The organism is Leisingera sp. F5, from assembly GCF_001593695.1.
Genome location: NZ_LUKH01000758.1, coordinates 1 through 1,724 on the forward strand (window position 1 = coordinate 1; position 1,724 = coordinate 1,724).

A 1,724-nucleotide genomic window follows, 5' to 3' on the forward strand; every position below is an offset into this window, starting at 1 on the left:
TCGCCGTCATCGGCGGCGGGTTCACTGGCATTTCAGCCGCGCTGCATCTGGCAGAAAGCGGCGTGTCCGTTGTGGTATTGGAGGCAGAAACGCCGGGTTGGGGCGCATCAGGGCGCAATGGCGGTTTCTGCTGTTTGGGCGGCTCAAAGCTTTCAGGCGGCACGATGCGGCGGGTCTTTGGCAAATCTGCGGCTGATACGTATCATGCCAGCGAGGAAGCCGCGGTGCGCCTGGTTCGCGGCCTGCTGCAGACCCATGGCATCGATGCCGACATTCATTCACATGGCGAAACCCAGCTGGCGCACAACGAAAAGGCAGTGCGCCGCCTGCAAGCAGAAGCGGATGCACTGCGTCAGGCGGGAGAGGAACCGGAATTTCTGACCCGCGATCAGCTCGCGGACAAAGGGCTGAATGGCAGCTTCCATGCGGCGCTGACAACACCGGTGGGGTTTGCGCTCAATCCGCGCAAATACCTGTTCGGCCTATCCAAAGCCGCGCAAGATGCCGGTGCCCGAGTATACCAACGCAGCGCGGCGCAGTCGCTACAGCAGGCAGGCAGGGGCTATGTAATAGAGACTATCCAGGGGGTTGTGAGGGCATCCAAAGTTGTCATCGCGACCAATGGCTATTCCGCCGAGGACCTGCCCGGCTGGCTCGCAGGGCGGTACATGCCTGCACAATCCACCGTCATGGTGACCCGGCCGCTAACCCGGGCGGAACTGGACGCCCAAGGCTGGTTCTCGCATCAGATGGCCTATGACACCCGCAACCTGCTGCATTACTTCAGGCTGATGCCGGACAACCGGTTTCTGTTCGGAATGCGCGGCGGGCTGCTGGCTTCCCCCCGGGCTGAAGCAGGTATTCGCCGTAAACTGCGGCAGGACTTTGAGGCGATGTTCCCAGCCTGGCATGATGTGGAAACCACGCATTGCTGGTCAGGCATGGTTTGCCTCTCGCGCAACCTAGTCCCCTTCATTGGCCCTGTGCCGGAGCACCCCGGCATGCTTGCGGGGCTGTGCTATCACGGCAATGGCGTGGCAATGGGCAGCTATGCCGGACGGCTCCTGAGCGATCTGGTACAGGGGGCCGCCCCCAAGTTGCCCTACGCTCCGATGGTGCAGAAAATGGCACGCTTTCCTTTTGGCCGCGCCCGCCGGATGCTGATGCCTCCGGCTTATGCAGTTCTTGGCCTGATGGACTGAAGCGCCGCGCGCTCCAATCCCGAGGCCTGCAAGTCCTGCGCGCCTCCGCGTTCGGCCCGCCACTGGCAATAGGCTGCCATGCGCCAATGGAACCAAGGCTTCAGCGCCAAGGCCCGCCCGACAATCCGCGGGTCGGGATAAGCTTGCAGAAAAGCGTCTTCTTCATCCTTTGACAGCGCCGCGCCCCGGTACATCAGCTGCATCGCGGGCGACAGGAACAGCGCCAGGTCCTCTGCCGGATCGCCGATTTGCGGGCATTGCCAATCAATCAACGTCAGCGTGCCGTCATGTGCCAGCAGGTTGCCAGGCACCGGGTCGCCATGAATCAGCACCAGCTGAGGCAACGGCGGAACCCGGCCCAACGGGCGAAGCGCAGCCAACTGATCGCGATCGCGGCAATTTCTCAGAATTTCAACGGTTTGCTGTTCCAGCGCCGCGCTGCCATTCACGCCGCAAGGCAAGCCCGGCGGGGGCGCCAGATCATGCAATCGGCCCAAAAGCTGCGCCACATGGCCAGTGTCC

Annotated in this window: 2 protein-coding genes; one reads left to right on the forward strand and one right to left on the reverse strand. The window is 62.7% G+C overall.

Features of this window, described 5'->3' with window-relative positions; all coding sequences use genetic code 11:
* Positions 1-1,202, forward strand: a 1,202-nt coding sequence (locus tag A2I95_RS35625) for an FAD-binding oxidoreductase (RefSeq protein ID WP_291737268.1), incomplete at its 5' end; no start/stop codon positions are given.
* Here A2I95_RS35625 and A2I95_RS35630 read toward each other — a convergent pair.
* On the reverse strand, positions 1,175-1,724 hold a 550-nt coding region (locus A2I95_RS35630), incomplete at its 5' end, for a phosphotransferase family protein (RefSeq protein WP_291737269.1). The two genes, A2I95_RS35625 and A2I95_RS35630, sit on opposite strands and share 28 nt — an antisense overlap.